Origin of the sequence: Nocardia sp. NPDC059229, assembly GCF_042754165.1 — a bacterium.
Lineage (GTDB): Bacteria > Actinomycetota > Actinomycetes > Mycobacteriales > Mycobacteriaceae > Nocardia.
The window spans coordinates 905,110-922,222 of record NZ_JBHZAK010000001.1; the positions used below are offsets into that span (position 1 = coordinate 905,110).

General features: G+C 69.7%; 17 protein-coding genes. 9 read left to right on the forward strand and 8 right to left on the reverse strand.

Annotation, left to right across the window (positions count from 1 at the left end; all coding sequences use genetic code 11):
• Positions 1-54 precede the first annotated feature (54 nt).
• The 4 genes from ACFXHE_RS04235 (at position 55) to ACFXHE_RS04250 (ending at position 4,953) form a co-directional block, all read left to right on the forward strand.
• On the forward strand, positions 55-1,431 hold the full coding sequence (locus ACFXHE_RS04235; RefSeq protein ID WP_379379605.1) for a phosphomannomutase/phosphoglucomutase: 1,377 nt from the start codon (positions 55-57) through the stop codon (positions 1,429-1,431).
• 73 nt (positions 1,432-1,504) lie between these two features.
• Complete coding sequence (locus ACFXHE_RS04240; protein WP_379379607.1) at positions 1,505-2,680, forward strand: tobH protein; 1,176 nt, start codon at positions 1,505-1,507, stop codon at positions 2,678-2,680.
• Complete coding sequence (gene manA / locus ACFXHE_RS04245) at positions 2,680-3,939, forward strand: mannose-6-phosphate isomerase, class I (protein ID WP_379379609.1); 1,260 nt, start codon at positions 2,680-2,682, stop codon at positions 3,937-3,939. Before ACFXHE_RS04240 ends, manA begins: the two co-directional genes overlap by 1 nt.
• A 78-nt stretch (positions 3,940-4,017) precedes the next feature.
• Complete coding sequence (locus ACFXHE_RS04250) at positions 4,018-4,953, forward strand: cation diffusion facilitator family transporter (protein ID WP_379379611.1); 936 nt, start codon at positions 4,018-4,020, stop codon at positions 4,951-4,953.
• Positions 4,954-5,065: 112 nt separating this feature from the next.
• Here ACFXHE_RS04250 and ACFXHE_RS04255 read toward each other — a convergent pair whose 3' ends face one another.
• The 3 genes from ACFXHE_RS04255 to ACFXHE_RS04265 are packed head-to-tail and all read right to left on the reverse strand — an operon-like array spanning position 5,066 to position 7,592.
• On the reverse strand, positions 5,066-5,467 hold the full coding sequence (locus ACFXHE_RS04255) for a DUF3052 domain-containing protein (protein ID WP_379379613.1): 402 nt from the start codon (positions 5,465-5,467) through the stop codon (positions 5,066-5,068).
• A gap of 17 nt (positions 5,468-5,484) precedes the next feature.
• A complete protein-coding gene (locus ACFXHE_RS04260; RefSeq protein ID WP_379379615.1) occupies positions 5,485-6,966 on the reverse strand; it encodes a phytoene desaturase family protein in 1,482 nt (493 codons plus the stop codon).
• 47 nt (positions 6,967-7,013) lie between these two features.
• The gene (locus ACFXHE_RS04265) at positions 7,014-7,592 is read right to left on the reverse strand and encodes a TetR/AcrR family transcriptional regulator (protein WP_379379617.1); all 579 of its coding nucleotides are present in this window, start codon (positions 7,590-7,592) and stop codon (positions 7,014-7,016) included.
• An 89-nt stretch (positions 7,593-7,681) separates the two neighbouring features.
• Here ACFXHE_RS04265 and ACFXHE_RS04270 point away from each other — a divergent pair, with 89 nt between their 5' ends.
• Both ACFXHE_RS04270 and ACFXHE_RS04275 read left to right on the forward strand, forming a co-directional pair.
• Positions 7,682-8,104, forward strand: coding sequence for a DUF4267 domain-containing protein (locus ACFXHE_RS04270; RefSeq protein ID WP_379379619.1), 423 nt, complete (start codon positions 7,682-7,684; stop codon positions 8,102-8,104).
• 75 nt (positions 8,105-8,179) lie between these two features.
• Positions 8,180-8,398, forward strand: coding sequence for a DUF4287 domain-containing protein (locus tag ACFXHE_RS04275; RefSeq protein ID WP_379379621.1), 219 nt, complete (start codon positions 8,180-8,182; stop codon positions 8,396-8,398).
• Between the two features lie 7 nt (positions 8,399-8,405).
• Here ACFXHE_RS04275 and ACFXHE_RS04280 read toward each other — a convergent pair whose 3' ends face one another.
• On the reverse strand, positions 8,406-9,608 hold the full coding sequence (locus tag ACFXHE_RS04280; protein WP_379379623.1) for an MFS transporter: 1,203 nt from the start codon (positions 9,606-9,608) through the stop codon (positions 8,406-8,408).
• Positions 9,609-9,666: 58 nt separating this feature from the next.
• On the opposite strand from ACFXHE_RS04280, the gene ACFXHE_RS04285 reads away from it, so the two are divergent.
• Positions 9,667-10,647: an ArsR/SmtB family transcription factor gene (locus ACFXHE_RS04285; protein ID WP_379379625.1), complete on the forward strand. Its 981-nt coding sequence runs from the start codon at positions 9,667-9,669 to the stop codon at positions 10,645-10,647.
• Positions 10,648-10,679: 32 nt separating this feature from the next.
• On the opposite strand, the gene ACFXHE_RS04290 is transcribed toward ACFXHE_RS04285, so the two are convergent.
• The 4 genes from ACFXHE_RS04290 to rfbD form a co-directional block, all read right to left on the reverse strand.
• Positions 10,680-11,297, reverse strand: a complete 618-nt coding sequence (locus ACFXHE_RS04290; RefSeq protein ID WP_379379627.1) for a Uma2 family endonuclease — start codon at positions 11,295-11,297, stop codon at positions 10,680-10,682.
• A gap of 478 nt (positions 11,298-11,775) precedes the next feature.
• Positions 11,776-12,867 (reverse strand): sugar phosphate nucleotidyltransferase, encoded by a 1,092-nt coding sequence (locus ACFXHE_RS04295; protein ID WP_379379629.1) that lies wholly within the window; start codon positions 12,865-12,867, stop codon positions 11,776-11,778.
• Between the two features lie 44 nt (positions 12,868-12,911).
• Complete coding sequence (locus ACFXHE_RS04300) at positions 12,912-13,832, reverse strand: glycosyltransferase family 2 protein (RefSeq protein WP_379379631.1); 921 nt, start codon at positions 13,830-13,832, stop codon at positions 12,912-12,914.
• A complete protein-coding gene (rfbD, locus tag ACFXHE_RS04305) occupies positions 13,829-14,746 on the reverse strand; it encodes a dTDP-4-dehydrorhamnose reductase (protein WP_379380397.1) in 918 nt (305 codons plus the stop codon). The genes ACFXHE_RS04300 and rfbD overlap by 4 nt, the downstream gene beginning before the upstream one ends.
• Positions 14,747-14,980: 234 nt before the next feature.
• On the opposite strand from rfbD, the gene ACFXHE_RS04310 reads away from it, so the two are divergent.
• Positions 14,981-16,399 carry an LCP family protein gene (locus ACFXHE_RS04310; RefSeq protein ID WP_379380399.1) on the forward strand — a complete coding sequence of 473 codons (1,419 nt, stop codon included), beginning with the start codon at positions 14,981-14,983 and terminating at the stop codon, positions 16,397-16,399.
• The gene (locus ACFXHE_RS04315) at positions 16,387-17,103 is read left to right on the forward strand and encodes a TIGR03089 family protein (RefSeq protein ID WP_354833896.1); all 717 of its coding nucleotides are present in this window, start codon (positions 16,387-16,389) and stop codon (positions 17,101-17,103) included. The genes ACFXHE_RS04310 and ACFXHE_RS04315 overlap by 13 nt, the downstream gene beginning before the upstream one ends.
• Positions 17,104-17,113: the final 10 nt, after the last annotated feature.

Consider the following 17,113-nt stretch of genomic DNA (forward strand, 5'->3'; position numbering starts at 1 on the left):
GCAAGGGTCGGGGGAAGTCTCTCATTGTCACGGTCAGCTACTAGGGTGGTGCGCATGACAGTCGCCCGGTCCGCCGAGTCCGTTCAAGCAGTCATCAAGGCATACGACGTTCGCGGAGTTGTCGGCGAACAGATCGACGCGGACTTCGTCCGGGACGTTGCCGGTTCCTTCGCCCGGCTGATGCGCGGCGAGGGCGCCCGGCGCATCGTCATCGGTCACGATATGCGCGACTCCTCACCGGAATTGGCCGCCGCCTTCGCCGACGGCGTGCTCGCCCAGGGACTCGATGTGGTGCACATCGGCCTGGCCTCCACCGACGAGCTCTACTTCGCCTCCGGCCACCTGGACTGCCCCGGGGCCATGTTCACCGCCAGCCACAATCCCGCCAAGTACAACGGCATCAAGCTGTGCCGCGCCAAGGCGCTGCCGGTCGGTCAGGACACCGGGCTGGCCACCATCACCGAGGAGGTCGTCGCGGGCGTCCCGGCCTTCGACGGGCCGCGCGGCACCGAGACCCGGGAGGACCTGCTCTCGGCCTACGCCGACTTCCTGCACAAGCTGGTCGACCTGAGCGGTTCGCGTCCGCTGCGCATCGCGGTGGACGCCGGCAACGGCATGGGCGGTTACACGGTGCCCGCCGTGCTGGGCACGCTGCCGCAGTACACGGTCGAGCCGCTGTTCTTCGAACTCGACGGCAGCTTCCCCAATCACGAAGCCAATCCGCTGGATCCGAAGAACCTGGTGGATCTGCAGGACCACGTCCGCAAGACCGGCGCCGACCTCGGCCTGGCCTTCGACGGCGACGCCGACCGCTGCTTCGTGGTGGACGAGAAGGGCGACCCGGTCTCGCCGTCGGCCATCACCGGCCTGGTGGCCGAGCGCGAGCTGACCAAGGAACCGGGCGCGACCGTCATCCACAACCTGATCACCTCCCGGGCGGTGCCGGAGCTGGTGACCGAGCTCGGCGGCACCCCGGTGCGGACCCGGGTCGGCCACTCGTTCATCAAGCAGCAGATGGCGGCCACCGGCGCGATCTTCGGCGGCGAGCACTCGGCGCACTACTACTTCCGCGACTTCTGGGGCGCCGACTCCGGCATGCTCGCGGCCCTGCACGTGCTGGCCGCGCTGGGCGAGAAGGACCGGCCGATGTCGGAACTGGCCTCCGCCTACGCGACGTACGCGGCCTCCGGGGAGATCAATTCGACGGTGGCGGATGCGCAGGAGCGGACCCTGGCCGTACTCGAGGCGTTCGGCAAGCGGGCGAAATCGGTCGATCGGCTGGACGGCGTGACCGTGCAGCTGGCCGACGGCGCGTGGTTCAACCTGCGCGCCTCCAATACCGAACCGCTGCTGCGACTCAACGTCGAGGCGCGTTCGCAGGATGAAGTAGACGCACTCGTAACCGAGATCCTGAGCATCGTCCGCGCCTGACTGGAATAGTGGAATCACAGAGCTTGGATTCACCAGCGTCTGGTGACCCGATGAGGGGAGGTGGCAACACCCGATGATCGCTGGGACACCGGTAATCGACCTCGATGACGTCGCCTCGCTGGAGGCGGCGGACGCCGGGGGTGTACTCCGCTCCGCCGCGTCGGGGGGAGCCCAGGTAAGGGCAACCGCCGCGGCACTTTCCGAAGATGCGCTGACCCGGCTGACCGATCTGCGGCCCCGCAGTCTGGTGCTGGTGTCGGGCAGCGGGCGCGCCGCACGCGCGGCGTCGCTGTTGATCGCGGCCCTCGGTGACCGCACGAGTTTGCCACTGGTACCGGCGACTTCGATCCCGCCGTGGGTCGGGCCGCTGGACGTGGTGCTGGTCGCGGGCGACGACTCGGGTGATCCGCAACTGGCCGAAGCGGTGGACCGAGCACTTCGACGGGGTGCCGAAGTGATTGTGGCCGCGCCGGACGAGGGACCCATCCGGGCGGCCGCGGCTGGGCGCGCCACCGTTCTCGCGCCGCGGGTGCGGGTCCTCGACCACAACCGCATGCTGCGCTATCTGGCCGCGGGCCTGGCCGTGCTGACCACCATCGACCCGCACCGCACCGGGCCGCTGGTGCCCGAATTGAATGCTCTCGCAGACCTGCTCGACGAGGAGGCACTGCGCGACGGACCGCAGCACGAGGCCTTCCACAACCCCGCCAAGACCCTGGCCACCCGCATGCAGCAGCGCAAGCGCCTGGTGCTGGCCGGTGATTCCGGCGCCGCCGCCGTGCTCGCCGAGCACGGCGCCGAGGTGCTGCTGGCCACGGCCGGGCAGACCGCCACCGCGGTCACGCTCTCGGAAGCCGTTGCGGCGCATGGCCGGTTGGTCGCCGCCGCCGGGGTCGCCGCCCCCGGATTCGATCCGCTGTTCCACGACGAGCAGCTGGACGGGCCGGCGCCGGTGGAGCAGGTGCGGGTGTTCGTGGTGAGCGCCGATCCGGACGAGGTGAAGGTGCGCCGGCGACTGGCCGTGTTCGGTTCCGACGCCGGGCTGGTCGACACCGACCTGATCACCGTGGACACCGCAGCCACCGTTGCCGCCGAGGCGGCAGGGCAGACCGCGCCCGCCGTCCAGGGTGGTGAGCTGGAAAAGCTTGCGGTACTCGCACTTCGGCTGGAGATGGCGGCCGCCTATCTCCGACTACTCGGTTCCCGCCCGGCCACCGGACCGGGACGCTACGACGGGGGCAATTACTAGTGCACGAACTCGTTGGTGCGCTGCGTTCCTACGCTTGGGGTTCGCGCACCGCGCTCGCTCAGCTGTGCGGACGACCGGTCCCCTCCGCGCACCCGGAGGCCGAACTCTGGTTCGGCGCGCATCCCGCCGATCCGGCGCGGGTGCAGATCAACGGGCACAGCGAATCCCTGTTGCAGCTGGTCAATGCCGACCCGCAGCACGAACTCGGGCCGGTGGCGAGCGAATTCGGTGGACGGCTGCCGTTCCTGCTGAAGGTCCTGGCCGCCGAGGAGCCGCTCTCGCTGCAGGCGCATCCCAGCGTCGAACAGGCCCGGGCCGGGTTCGCGCGGGAGAACCACAACGGGGTCGCCATCGACTCCCCCATGCGCAACTACCGCGACGAGAACCACAAGCCCGAACTCGTGGTGGCGCTGCACCGTTTCGAGGCGCTGGCCGGATTCCGCGATCCGCGCCAGACCGTGCGGCTGCTCAATGCCCTGGATGTGCCGGAACTGAGCCAGTACGCCGAACTGCTTGCCGCCCAGCCCGACTCGGCGGGGCTGCGCACGCTGTTCACCACCTGGATCGCGCTGCCGCAGGGCAGTCTGAGCATGCTGCTGCCCAAGGTGCTCGACGGCTGCGTGCGGTATCTGTCGGAGGCCCGAAGCGGCGGCGCCGGCAAGGAATTCGTGGCCGAGGTGCGCACGGCGCTCGAGCTCGCCGAGGCGTATCCCGGCGACGCCGGAGTGCTGGCGGCGCTGCTGCTCAACCGCATCACCCTGGAGCCGGGCGAGGGCCTGTTCCTGGACGCCGGGAACCTGCACGCGTACCTGCGCGGGGTCGGTGTGGAGATCATGGCCAACTCCGACAATGTGCTGCGCGGCGGGCTCACGCCCAAGCACGTGGATGTGCCGGAGCTGCTGCGGGTGCTGGACTTCGAGCCGCTGGACCTGCCGGTCGTGACTGCGGAGCGGGTGTCGGACAGCGTGTTCCGCTACCACACGCCCGCGCCCGAATTCGCGCTCAGCCGTTTCGAACTGGCCGCGGGGGCCGAGCCGGTGCCGGTGCTGCAGTCGGGGCCGGGGATCGCGCTGGTCACGCACGGGCGGGTGAAGCTGTCCCAGGGCAATCACGAGCTGATCGTGGAACGCGGGCGCGCGGCGTGGATCTCGGCCGCCGACGGCGGGATTCGCGCGCAGGCGATCGCGGTGGACGAGGACGGCGACGGGGACGCGGACAGCTCGGCGCAGCTGTTCTGCGCGGCCGTCGGCGAGGAGTGACGCCCGGGCTCTAGTAGGCTCTCCCGGTCAAAGGCGTTTTAGGACAAAACGGACATAGATTCGGGAAGGGGCGGTTCATTGTCTGCGGGCGGCGGTAAGAAGGCCATCCTGGCGGCGCTGAGCGCGAACGCCGGTATCGCGGCGGCCAAATTCGTGGGCGCGGCGATCACCGGCTCGGCGTCCATGCTGGCCGAGGCCGTGCACTCGGTGGCCGACACCTCCAACCAGGGGCTGCTGCTGCTCGGCCAGCGCCGCGCAGAACAGGAGGCCGACCAGCTGCACCCGTTCGGCTACGGGCGCAACCGGTACTTCTATTCGTTCGTGGTCGCGCTGGTCATCTTCGCGCTCGGCTCGCTGTACGCGATCTGGGAGGGCATCCACAAGATCCAGCATCCCGAGGAACTGTCCAATCCGATCGTCGCGATCGTCATCCTCGGCCTCGCCATCTGCCTGGAGGGCTTCAGCTTCATCACGGCCATGCGGGAATCCAAGCCGCTCAAGGGCAATTCGAGCTGGTGGCGGTTCATCCGCAACTCGCGCAATCCGGAGCTGCCGGTGGTGCTGCTGGAGGACTCGGGCGCGCTGATCGGCCTGATCTTCGCCTTCGCGGCCATCAGCCTGACCATGATCACCGGCGATCCGGTGTGGGACGGCGTGGGCACCCTGGCCATCGGCCTGCTGCTCGGCGTAATCGCCGTCATCCTCATCATCGAGATGCAGAGCCTGCTCATCGGCGAGGGCGCGACGCCCGAGGAGGACGCCGCGATCCGCACCGCGCTGGTCGACGACCGCCGCATCGACCGGGTCATCCACCTGCGCACCCAGTATCTGGGTCCGGAGGAAATGCTGGTGGCCGCAAAGGTTTCCATCGTGCCCGGCCTGACGATCGCCGATATCGCCGCCGCGATCGACGACGCCGAGGCGCGGGTGCGCGCCGAGGTCCCGGCCGCCCGGGTCATCTACCTGGAGCCGGATCTGTACCGGACGCACTCCCCCGCCTCCCCGAGCCTTTAGCGGACGGCTCAGGTGCCGTTGACAGTTGGGAACCCGTGCCGGCGGTTGGCGGCCCAACCGATTTCAGAGGTACCCGACGAGTTACCCCGACCGGCACGAAATCAGTCGTCACTTATCGGTCGGCCAGGCGGATGACGAATCGCAATCCCGACCAGGTGCCGTCGATGGCGGCGACCTTGTTGTCGACCAGACCCTGAGCCAAACCGTATTCCCGAGCGGCGTTCTCACCGAGATCGGTGGGCACGCCGCTCGCCTTCTTGGGCCAGGCCAGCCACAGGCCGCCGTCGACCGCCAACCGCTGCCGCCACCCGGGGAACCGGCGTGTCAGGGTGGCGCGGTCCGGACAGAACCCGAGGATCACGTCGTAGGGCCCGGCGCCCGCCCGGCGATGTACCTCGACTCCGCCGGGCAGTTCACCCAGCTCGAAACCCGCCGGCGCACCGGCCAGCAGTACCCGGCTCTCGGCCTTGATGCCGAGCTTGCGTGGCAGGGGCGTGCCCGAATATCCGGCCATGCCCGGGAGCGTAGCAATCAGATGCGCCAGTGGTCGGTGAGTAGTTCGAGGGGGTCGATGCGGACGTCGAATTCGGTGCGCAGGGCGTGGCGGGCGGCGTAGTACCCGTTCATGCCGTGCACGCCCGGGCCGGGCGGGGTGGCCGAGGAACACAGGTAGACCCCGGATAGCGGGGTCGAGTACGGATTCCAGCGGGGCGCGGGGCGGAAGACGGTCTGGCGCAAGGTCATCGCGCCCGCCGAGATGTCGCCGCCGATGTAGTTCGGGTTGTGGGCGGGCATGGTGGCGGCCGTGCGGACATGGGTGCCAAGAACGAGGTCGCGGAAGCCGGGGGCGAAGCGTTCGACCTGGGCGGTGACGGCCTCGGTGAGATCCTCGGCGGAACCGTTGGGGACGTGGGCGTAGGTGTAGAGGGTGTGCTTGCCCTCCGGGGCCCGGGTCGGATCGACGACGCCGGGCTGGATGGCCAGCACGTAGGGGCGGGCGGCGTGCCGCCCTGCGGCCACGGCCTTTTCGGCGGCGACGGCCTCGGCGCGGGTGCCGACCAGGTGCAGGGTGCCGGCGCGATCACAGCCGGTGGCCTGCCACGGGACGGGTCCGGCGAGCGCGAAGTCCACCTTGCAGGCCGCGCCGCCGTAGCGGAACCTGTTGAGCGCGAAGTTGTATCGGGCGGGCAGGGTCGCGATGCGCTGGAGTTCGGCGGGCGCGACATCCAGCAGCACGGCCCGGACCTCGTCGAATTCGTCGAGGGAATCCACACGGTGGCCGGTGAAGATGCGGCCGCCATGGGTTTTCAGATCATCGGCGAGCGCGTCCACGATGGCTTGGCTGCCGCCGCGCGGGATCGGCCAGCCACTCACATGGGCGAGGGTGCCGAGCAGCATCGCGACGCCCGCGCCCGGCACGCCTCGCGGGGGCCGGATGGCATGTGCGGCCACGCCGGTCAGCAGGGCGGGCGCGATGTCCTCGCGAAAACGCATGTTCCACAACGGGGTCGACTGTTCGAGCAGCCGGCGGGCGAAGCGGAGTTCGATGCCCGGATCCAGGTGCAGCAGGCCGGCCGGGTCGATCGGCGGATGCCGCAGGTCCGACATGGCCAGCCCGACCAGGTCCTCCCACTTGCCCACCAGCGGGCCGAACAGCCGCCGCCAGGAACCGCCGTCGCGCCCCAGGCCGTCGGCGGTGCGGTCGAGATCGAGCCAGGCCAGACCGGCGTGCCCGCCGTCGAGCGGATGCGCGTAGGAAACCTGCGGGGTGAGCAGTTCGACGCCGTGTGTCTTCAGATCGAAGGCCCGGAAGACCGGGGACGCCACCGCCATGGGATGCGCGCCCGCGCACAGGTCGTGGTGGAAGCCCGGCAGGGTCACCTCGCCGGTGCGGCAGCCGCCGCCGATGTGGTCGGAGGCCTCGTACACCTCCACCTCGAGCCCGGCCCGGGCCAGGATCACCGCTGCCACCAGCCCGTTGGGCCCGGATCCGACCACCACCGCGTCAGCCATGAATTCAGCGTAGGCCGGGCACGGCCCGTGGTGGCGCAACCATGGCGTCAGTCACCGCGAACCCATTGCGCGACCAGGATTTCCAGCCGCTGGTCCCGGAAGCCGGGCCGCAGGCGGCCACTGCGGTCCAGGGTGGCCAGCCCGTGCAGGCTGCTCCAGCCGACCTCGGTGAAGGTCTCGGGGTCGTGCGGCGGGGCGAAGGGGGCGAAGGTCTGCAGCAGCTCGCCGAAGGCGTCCTTCAACGCCTGCGGCGCGTCGGGGCCGAACTTCAGGTCGGTGTGCAGCAGGAACATGGCGTCGTAGAGGGCGGCGCTGTCGCGGGCGAAGTCGAGGAAGCCCTGGGCGACCGCGCGCAACGCCGCTTCCGGGGTGGCGGCGGAGGCGCGCAGTTGCTTGACGACCGCGGCGAATTCGGTGCAGCCCGCCTCGGCGACGGCCGACACGATGGCGTCCTTCCCCGCGAAATGGCTGTACAGCACCGGCTGGCTGTATTCGATGCGCTCGGCGAGCTTGCGCACGGTGACCGCGTCCCAGCCGTCGGTCTCGGCGATCTCGCGGGCGGTGTCGACGATGCGCTGCCGGCGCTCGGCGCGCTCACGTTCCTTACGGGTCTGGATGACACTCATGAGGAAACTCTAGCATCGCTAGACAAACTACCGACGGTGGGTTAGCGTTGCTTCATCAGTTAGCGCAGCTAGAACTTGGAGCACTGGACATGATCACCTCGCGCCTCACCTCCCGCATCGCCACCACCCTCGCCGTCGCCGGAGCCGGGTTCATCGGCTACATCGGCTTCCGCTACCTGGCCGACCCGCAGGCCATGGCGCCCACCTTCGGCATGCGGGTCTCCCCCACCGGCGAAGCCGCCGACTTCCTGAACGTGAAGGGCGTCCGCGATGCGGCCTGCGCGCTGCTCATCGTGGCCCTGCTCGCCGCCCGCCAGCGGTACGCACTCGGCATCGTCATGCTGGTCATGGCCACCATCCCCACCGGCGACATGCTCACCATCCTGCGCCACGACGGCTCGACGGCCATCGCCTTCGGCGTCCACGGCGTGACCGCCGCCCTGGTCGCCGCCACCGGCCTGCTCCTGGTGAACGAGCGCACCGCCACCGCAGGCCGCGCCATCACCGCATGACCCGCGTCACACCGCGATGAATTCGCCCGCGCCGCACCGTCGATCCCTTCGACACCACAGCGCAAGGAGATGATCATGGCGACCACCAACCCGCACGGCCCGGCCTCGTACTTCCCCTCCATCGAGGCCAAATACGGCCGCCCCGTGGACGAATGGTTCACCGCACTGACCGCCTCCGGCCGCACCGGCCACAAGGACCTGGTCAACTGGCTGAAGACCGAACACGAGCTGGGCCACGGCCACGCCACCGCCCTGGTCCAGTTCCACCTCAACCCCGGCAAGTGGGAGCGCTGACCCGCCCCTACCCGGGAAGGTCACGCACCTCGGCCACCAGCAGCGGCCCGAGCGACACCGCGGCGAAGGCGAATCCCCCCACCAGCGCCACCGGCGACGCACCGAAGCGGGCGGCCAGCGGCCCCACCATCAGCTGCCCGACCGGGATCGCCGCATAGGACAGCAGATCGCCGTAGGCGGTGACCCGCGAGAGCATGTCACGCGGAACATGCTGCTGCAGTGAGACTTCCGAAGCGATATCGAGGGCGGTGAAGCCCACCCCCGCCAGGAATGCACACCCCAGCAGCATCGGCAGACCGGCCCCGAAACCCAGTGCCAGCAGCCCGAATCCGCCGAACACCCCGAGCAACTGCCCGGCGCGCAACAGATACCGGAACGTGAGCCGGTACATCAGCGCACTCATGGCGAGCAGTCCCAGCGCCCGCACGCCGAGCACCAGTCCCCAGGCCGCGTCCCCGGCCCGCTGCTGGGTCAGCGCCGGGCCGAGGATCTGCCAGACACCGGTGTACAGCAGGTTGATCAGGCAGAACGACACCGTGATCACCCACACCCAGCGGATGCCCCGGAAGGTCCGCCACCCGGCCCGCAGCTCCCGCCACAGCCCGGCACCCGGCGGGGCGGCCGCCGGGGCGAGCCGCAGCCGGGTCAGCAGCGCGGCGGCGACGAGGAAGCTCGCCGCGTCTACCGCAATCGCCCAGCCCCCGCCGACCGTGGCCACCAGCACCCCCGCCGCCGTCGGCCCGAGGATCTTGGTGGCATTACGAGTCCCCGCCAACAGCGAATTCGCCCGTTGCAGTGCATCATCCGCCACCAGTTCCGGCACGATCCCCCGCAACGCGGGCGCGGCGAACGCACTAGCGGCCCCGTTGAGCAGCTCCAACCCCGCGATCACCGGCAGGCTGTAGTGCCCGCCGATCAGCACCACCGCCACCCCGGCCTGCGTCACCCCCGCACACAGATTGGACCCGATCAGCACGGCCCGCCGCGACCACCGATCGGCGACCACCCCACCGACCAGCAGCAACGCGATCTGCGGAATCACCTGGGCGGCAAGCACGATGCCGAGATCCCCGGCCCGTCCCGACACCCCGAGCACCGCGAGCGCCAGCGCCACCGGCGTCATCGCGCTTCCCGCCAGTGAGATCGCGCGAATCAGCAGGAAGCGGCGGAAGGACGGCGACAGCCGGGGAGGAGCGGAAAGCGAGACCACGCTCCGATATTCATCGGGCGGCGGCTCGCTAGGCTAACGCTTCGGAGAAAGGCGAAACATGACCTTGCTCAGATTGAACGCGGTCGCGCTGACCCGGTGCCGCTTCGCCCTGTCACCCCTGGCCGAAACGCTCGGCACGCTCATCGCCCTGCACCGGCCGAACACCGATCCGGCCTACTCGGACCGGCACGCCCGCCTCCGGCCCACTCTTTCGGAATGCCTGGATCGCGATCCGGTGGCCGCCGGGCTGGTGCCGCTGGTCGCCGCCACCAAATGGTTCCCGTCCTTCGTCGCCATCCCGCCCACCGGTGGGATGAACACCCGCCTGGCCGACGAATTGGCCGTGGTCGCAGCCTATTCCGATGATCTGGTGCGGGCCGAGATCCGCGATTCACTGACGGCGTGCTGGGCAGAACCGGACACCGGCTGGCTGACGCTGGACAATCTGGGACCGCGCATCGCCGCCGTTTTCGAGCACGCGTGGACCGCACTGGTCGCCCCGGACTGGGCGCGCCGGCGCGCGATCCTGGACCGCGACATCACCTTTCGCGCCGGACTGGTCGCCGACCACGGCTGGCACGAGGCCATCGCCTCACTGCGCGCCAAACCCATCTGGTCCGCCGCCGAAACCGCCATCCGCTTCAGCAACCAGGACTACCCCGACCTCGACATCACCGAGGAAGGCCTGATCTTCGTCCCCCGCACCACCCCGGGCGGCTGGTGGACCTGCGACAACCCACCCGCCTACGCCCTGGTCTACCAGGCCCGCGGCACCGCCGCCCCCGCGCCTGCCCCCGATTCCGACCCGCTCGCCACCCTGCTCGGCCCCGGCCGCGCCCGCGTCACCCGCGAACTGACGGCCCCCGCCACCAGCACCCAACTGGCCGCCCTGCTCGACATCTCACTCGGCACTGTCGGCGCCCACCTCGCCGTATTGCGAGACGCGGGCATCATCGCGGGCGCCCGCACCGGCCGAAAGGTCGTCTACCGCCTCACGCCGCGCGGCGAATCCCTGCTGGCCGCACTCGCTTCGGAGTGACCGCCGAGCACCATCACTCGAACGATCGGAGGCTATCTTGGTCGACGACCCTTCGGCCGCGGCGCATCGGCAAGATCCAAGTCGATTGCAAATGGGACACTGAGCTGGAGCCTGTCGTGGAAGATTCCGGCCGGTTCGTAAACCTTTGTGGCCGGATCAAGTTCGTAGACGTATACCACCGCGCGGCCATCACAGTTCTCGACACGCCAGAAATGGGAGATCCCGGCCTCGGCGTAAAGCTGCGGCTTCCGCTTCCGGTCACGCTCAACAGAGTCCGGGGACACGACCTCGACGGTGAGGACAACATCCTTGGACTCGAATGAAGTCTGGTCGGACCCCGTGACCGAGTCGGTGAACACCACCATCACATCGGGCTCGGGGCGTTGCCGAGGACCCAACGTGACCGATATTTCCCGGCACACGAGTAGATGTTCCGGGGCCTGCGCGGTCAGTTCGCGATCGAGGAATCCGACGACCCACATATGGAACATCGCCTGCGGACTCACGAAAACGAGGCCCCCATCGATCAACTCGGTATGCGCGGGCACTTCATGCATGTGGTCGAGATCCTCCGCGAAAAACCCGTCCGGGGGTGGCACCGGCCAACCCACCAGCGAGCGATCGCCCGTAGGTACCGGTTCGGCGGTCATCTGTCCTCACTCCACGCAGGTGATCGGGTGACGGGACCATTATGGCAGCTCAGGTGTGATATCCGATGAGATACCGTGCCTTGGCCCGACCATCGACGGCGTACTCGATACATCTCGGGGCGGCTGGTTGAGCGGCTTGCTGTCTCAGTTGCCGCATCTACCAGGCCATGGGCACCGCGGCCCCGCTCACCGCATCCGATCCCGCTCGCCACGGTCGGCCCACACCTCGCCGTACTGCGCGACGCGGGCATCATCGCGGGCGCCCGCACCGGCCGAAACGTCGTCTACCGCCTCACGCCGCGCGGCGAATCTCTGCTGGCCGCACTCGCTTCGGAGTGATTACCGTCCGCGATCGGACGTTATCGTCGGCCGCGATCGACAGTGTATGGCGACCGCGACGTGGCGAATGTCGAACTGCCGGAACGTGATCGGCCGTCCACCTCGGGAGGTGGACGGCCGGTCGAGGGGGTTCGTGGGGTTAGACGTCGGTGGAGAAGCGGATGCCGCCGTCGGGGATGTCTACGCCGGGCCAGATGCGGGCGCCGCGGAGGAGTTCGCAGCGGGCGCCGACGTTGGCGCCGTCGCCGATGACGGCGTCGCGGACCAGGGCGCGCGGGCCGATGCGGGCGCCGAAGCCGATGATCGAACGCTCCACGGTGGCGCCGGCTTCCACGCGCGCGCCGTCGAAGAGAATCGCGCCGTCGAGGCGGGCGCCCGCGCCGACCTCGGCGCCGCGGCCGACGACGGTGCCGCCGATGAGGAGGGCGCCGGGGGCGATACCCGCACCGGGGTGGACCAGGGATTCGCCGCGCTGGCCCGGCAGGGCCGGGGACGGGGCGATGCCGCGGACCAGGTCGGCCGAGCCGCGGACGAAGTCCTCGGGAGTGCCCATGTCACGCCAGTAGGAGATGTCCACGTGCCCCTGGATGTGCGCGCCCTCGGCGAGCAGGGACGGGAAGGTCTCCCGCTCGACCGAGACCGGACGGCCGGCGGGGATCTTCTCGATGTACTCGCGACGGAAGACGTAGCAGCCCGCGTTGATCTGATCAGTCGGCGGATCCTGGGTCTTCTCCAGGAATGCGGTGACCCGGCCGTTCTCGTCGGTGGGGACGCAGCCGAAGGCGCGGGGGTCGCTCACCCGCACCAGGTGCAGGGTGACGTCCGCCCCGGAGGTGTGGTGGGTCTCGAGGACGCTGCCGAGGTCGGTGCCGCCGAGCACGTCGCCGTTGAACACCAGGACGGTGTCGGCGCGCAGCTTGGGCAGCACGTTGCGGATGCCGCCGCCGGTGCCCAGCGGTTCGGTCTCGGTGACGTATTCGAGGTCGAGGCCGAGGTCGGAGCCGTCACCGAAGTGCTCCTCGAACACCTCCGCCTTGTAGGAGGTGCCGAGCACCACGTGGGTGATGCCGGCATCGGCGATACGGGCCAGCAGATGCTGCAGGAACGGCAGTCCGGCCGTGGGCAGCATCGGCTTGGGGGCGGACAAGGTCAGCGGACGCAGGCGGGTGCCCTGGCCTCCGACCAGGATCACCGCGTCCGTCGACCCGGCGGTACTACCGCTGTTCGCCATCTTCTCCCCTGTTGTCAGGTTGTCAGGAATGCGCGCCCGTGATGTTAAACACTCTCGTTTCGATCACGCTCGCGCAGTGCGGATCGAACCGCAAGCCGGCATCGGATCGCAAGTCCAGCCTTCAGCGCGATGCGCAGCGGAGCCTGCCACCAGTGCGGATGTCGGTCGGCCTGGAAACGATAGGCGCTGGCGTGGTGCGCGGGCAGCATGGTCTCCGGGTGACGACCCGCGGCATGCCCCTTGGCGTGCGTGACCTCCGCGGACGGCACGAAGACATTGTGCCAGCCGGCCTTGCCCATCCGATCACCGAAGTCGACGTCCTCCATGTACATGAAGTAGCGGGAGTCGAAACCGTCGATGGAGTCGAAGGCGGCCCGGCGCACCAGCAGGCACGAGCCCGACAGCCAGCCGACCGAACGCTCGGAGATCTCCTCGTTGTCCTGGCGGTAGCGCAGGGTCCACGGGTTCTTGGGCCAGATGCTGCCCAGGATGGCGTGGCCGGCGCCGTCGGCGATGCCGGGCACCGAGCGCGCGGACGGGTAGGTGCTGCCGTCCGGCTCGAGCACCATCGGGCCCAGGGCCCCGGCTCGCGGCCAGCGACGGGCCGCGGCCAGCAGCTCGTCGATGGAGTCGGTGCCCCAGCGCACGTCCGGGTTGGCGATGACGATGAATTCGATGTCCGGGTCGATCTCGGCGACCGCGCGGTTGATGGCGCCGCCGTAGCCGATATTGCCGCCGGTGCGCAGCAGGCGCACATGGGCGTTGGCCTCGGCGGCCATTTCCGGGGTGCCGTCCACCGAGCCGTTGTCGGCCAGGATGACCTGCGGCTTCTCACCGGTGGCGGTGGCCAGCGTGCTGATGAAGTGTTCAAGGTGCTCGCCGGGCGAGTAGGTCACCGTGACGACGGCCAGCTGCGGTTTTTTCGCCGCGGCGGGGGGTTGTCCGACAGAATCCGAGGGGCTCACGGGGGCCCAGGATAGTCGGAGATGGCGGTCAGTGCGTCGTTCAGTGCCTGCTTCCAGTGACGCAGTGGCGACAGGCCCGCGGCGGCCCACGAATTGCCCGAAAGGACCGAATATGCCGGGCGCGGAGCGGGTCTCGGGAAATCCTCGGTGCCGCAGGGCAGTACGCGTTCCGGGTCCGCGCCGAGGCCGGCGAAGACGGCCCGGGCCAGCTCGAACCAACTGGCCTGTCCGGCATTGGTGGCGTGCAGGATTCGGGGTGTAGTGGGATTGCCGGGCCGGCCCGCCAGTTCCAGCAGGCCCGCCGCGAGATCGCGCGCGTAGGTGGGCGACCCGATCTGGTCGCGCACCACGGTGATGGTGTCGCGCTCGCCTTCCAGCCGCCGCATGGTGGCCACGAAGTCGGCGCCCGCGCCGGTGTAGACCCACGCGGTGCGCACGATGTCCGCGTCGGCCGCGAACTCCAGAACCGCTTGCTCCCCAGCCAGTTTCGACCGCCCGTAGACCGTGGCCGGTCCGGTCGGATCATCCGGTTCGTACGGGTGCGTGCCGGTGCCGGGGAAGACGTAGTCGGTGGAGACGTGGATCAGCCGCGCGCCGTTCTCGGCGCACACCCGGGCCAGCACGCCCGGCCCGGTGGCGTTCACCGCGAAGGCGGCGTCCATGTCGGTCTCGGCCCGGTCGACGGCGGTGTAGGCGGCGCAGTTGATCAGCACATCACCGGGATTCACCAGCTTGCGCACGGCATCGGCGTCGGTGATGTCGAGATCGGTGTGGGCCACGCCACGTGCGCCGGGCGCGAGCGTCATCACTGCGCGCCCGAGCTGACCGCGCGCCCCCGTCACCAGCAGTCGCGCGGAATCCGGGCGCGGTCGGCCGGTGGTCGGGTTCACGTCATGGGCGGTCACGGCTGTCAGTCTGGCACGGACCCCGCACGACTCACGGAGCCGGCGATACGGCAACATCACCGCTACCGCCACTAGCCTGACTGGCGGGGGCCTTCCCATCGACGCGACCCCGCTCATCGGGGTCCGCTCGGCCGAAGACGCGAAAGGGAGATCGGGTTGCCGGACCGCACCTGGGCATCCACGCCGCTATCGCCGCGCTCCGGTACGGGATCGCGCGAGCTATGGGGTGGCGGTCCGGGCCGCGTGCTGGCCGCCGTGATCTCGGTGCTGGTGCTGACGGTGACCGGATTGGGCTGGCACAGCGTGGATCAGCTGGTGGCGGGCATCGAGCGGATCGGTAATCTGGGACTCGGCGGCGACAAGGCCGACGGCGCGACCGACATCCTGATGGTCGGCATCGACTCCCGCACCGACGCCCACGGAAACTCGCTCACCTCCGATGAATTGGCCATGCTGCACGCCGGCGACGACGGCGAGGGCGGGCTCAACACGGACACCATCGTGCTCATCCGGGTGCCCAACGACGGCAGCTCGGCGACCGCTATCTCCATCCCCCGCGACTCCTACGTCGACATCCCCGGGGTGGGCATGGGAAAGATCAACTCCGCCTACGGCATCACCAAGGCGACCATGGCGCAGAAGCTGATCGACAAGGGCACCGATCCGGCCCAGGCCGATCGTCAGTCGACGGAGGCCGGGCGGCAGGCGCTGGTCAAGACGGTGGCCAACCTCACCGGCATCACCGTCGACCACTACGCCGAGGTCGGGTTGCTGGGGTTCGTGCTGCTGACCGATGCCGTCGGCGGCGTCGAGGTGTGCCTGAACAATCCGGTGGACGAACCGCTTTCGGGCGCGGACTTTCCCGCCGGGGAGCAGAAGCTCGATGGCGCACACGCTTTGAGCTTCGTGCGCCAGCGCCACCAGCTGCCACGCGGCGACGTGGACCGGATCGTGCGCCAGCAGGTGTACATGGCGCAGCTCGTGCACCAGGTGCTCAGCGCCAAGACGCTCACCAGTCCCACCCGGCTGAAGGATCTCAGCGATGCCGTCGGCCGCACCGTCGTGCTCGACGACGGCTGGGATGTGATCGGGTTCCTGCACGAGCTGCAGGACCTGTCCGGCGGCCAGGTGAAGTTCGAGACCATCCCGGTCAAGGACCTCAACGGCTGGACCGAGAACGGCGAATCCGTGGTCCGAGTGGATCCGGCCGCGGTGCACAAGTACGTGGCCAAGGCGGTCGGCGACGCCCCGAGCGAGGGCGGGGTGGACCCGTCCACGGTGACCGTCGACGTCTACAACGCCTCGGGCACCGCCGGCCTGGCCGCGCAGGCGGCGCAGGCATTGGCGGCCAAGGGTTTCCGCACCGGCACGGTGGACAACTGGATCGGCGGCCCGATCCAGAGCAGCCGGGTGCTGGCGGCCTCGGGCGGCGACGACAAGGCGCGGGCGGTGGCGCAGGCGCTGGGCGGGCTGCCGGTGATGGCGGAGTCGGGACTGCCCCAGGGGGCGATTCGCGTGGTGCTGGCGACTGACTACGCTGGTCCGGGTTCGGCGACCGGCAGCGCCACCTTCGACTTCTCCGGAAGCAGTACGACCGCGACGCCGGTGCCGCCCGCCCCACCCATCGACGCCGGTACGAACGGACCGAAATGCGTGAACTGAACGAGACCCTCACCGAAGCGGTACTCGACCCCATCCTCGCCCGCGACCCCGCGGGCCCGCGCATCACCTACTACGACGACGCCACCGGCGCGCGGATCGAGCTGTCCGCGTTGACGCTGGCCAACTGGGCGGCCAAGACCGCCAATATGATTCGCGACGAATTCGGGCTGTCCTCCGGCGCCCGGGTCGCGGTGCTGCTCCCGGCGCACTGGCAGACCGCGGCCGTGCTGCTGGGCTGCTGGTGGGCGGGTGTGGAGGTGGTGCTGCACGCCGATCCCGACGCCGAGCTGGCGCTGGTCACCGCCGACCGCATCGACGAGGCCGACGGGATCGCGGAGGTCGCCGCCCTCTCTCTGGATCCGATGGGCATGCCGGTGCGCGATCTGCCGATCGGCGTCACCGACTACGCCACCGCGGTGCGCGTGCACGGCGACCAGTTCCATCCGCGCGGCATCGGCTGCGCGCTCGACGGCACCTCGGTCTCCGCCGTCCTCGACGAGGCCCGCAAATCCGCTGCCCGCCAGGGCTTCACCGCCGAGGACAGGGTGCTGTCGACCGCCTCCTGGGACACCCCGGCCGAACTCGTCGACGGGTTCGTGGCGGTGCTGGCCGCGGGTGCCTCGCTGGTCCAGGTCGCCAATCCCGACCCGGCCGCGCAGGAACGGCGCCTGACGTCGGAGCGGGTGACCGCCCAGCGCCGCTGAGCACGCCTTT

Excerpts from the sequence above, each read along its gene's own strand:
- ACFXHE_RS04235 (WP_379379605.1), top strand. The coding sequence starts at position 55 with ATGACAGTCGCCCGGTCCGCCGAGTCCGTTCAAGCAGTCATCAAGGCA.
- ACFXHE_RS04240 (WP_379379607.1), top strand. The coding sequence starts at position 1,505 with ATGATCGCTGGGACACCGGTAATCGACCTCGATGACGTCGCCTCGCTG.
- ACFXHE_RS04255 (WP_379379613.1), bottom strand. The coding sequence starts at position 5,467 with ATGGCCGGATATTCGGGCACGCCCCTGCCACGCAAGCTCGGCATCAAG.
- ACFXHE_RS04260 (WP_379379615.1), bottom strand. The coding sequence starts at position 6,966 with ATGGCTGACGCGGTGGTGGTCGGATCCGGGCCCAACGGGCTGGTGGCA.
- ACFXHE_RS04265 (WP_379379617.1), bottom strand. The coding sequence starts at position 7,592 with ATGAGTGTCATCCAGACCCGTAAGGAACGTGAGCGCGCCGAGCGCCGG.
- ACFXHE_RS04270 (WP_379379619.1), top strand. The coding sequence starts at position 7,682 with ATGATCACCTCGCGCCTCACCTCCCGCATCGCCACCACCCTCGCCGTC.
- ACFXHE_RS04275 (WP_379379621.1), top strand. The coding sequence starts at position 8,180 with ATGGCGACCACCAACCCGCACGGCCCGGCCTCGTACTTCCCCTCCATC.
- ACFXHE_RS04285 (WP_379379625.1), top strand. The coding sequence starts at position 9,667 with ATGACCTTGCTCAGATTGAACGCGGTCGCGCTGACCCGGTGCCGCTTC.
- ACFXHE_RS04290 (WP_379379627.1), bottom strand. The coding sequence starts at position 11,297 with ATGACCGCCGAACCGGTACCTACGGGCGATCGCTCGCTGGTGGGTTGG.
- ACFXHE_RS04295 (WP_379379629.1), bottom strand. The coding sequence starts at position 12,867 with ATGGCGAACAGCGGTAGTACCGCCGGGTCGACGGACGCGGTGATCCTG.
- ACFXHE_RS04315 (WP_354833896.1), top strand. The coding sequence starts at position 16,387 with ATGCGTGAACTGAACGAGACCCTCACCGAAGCGGTACTCGACCCCATC.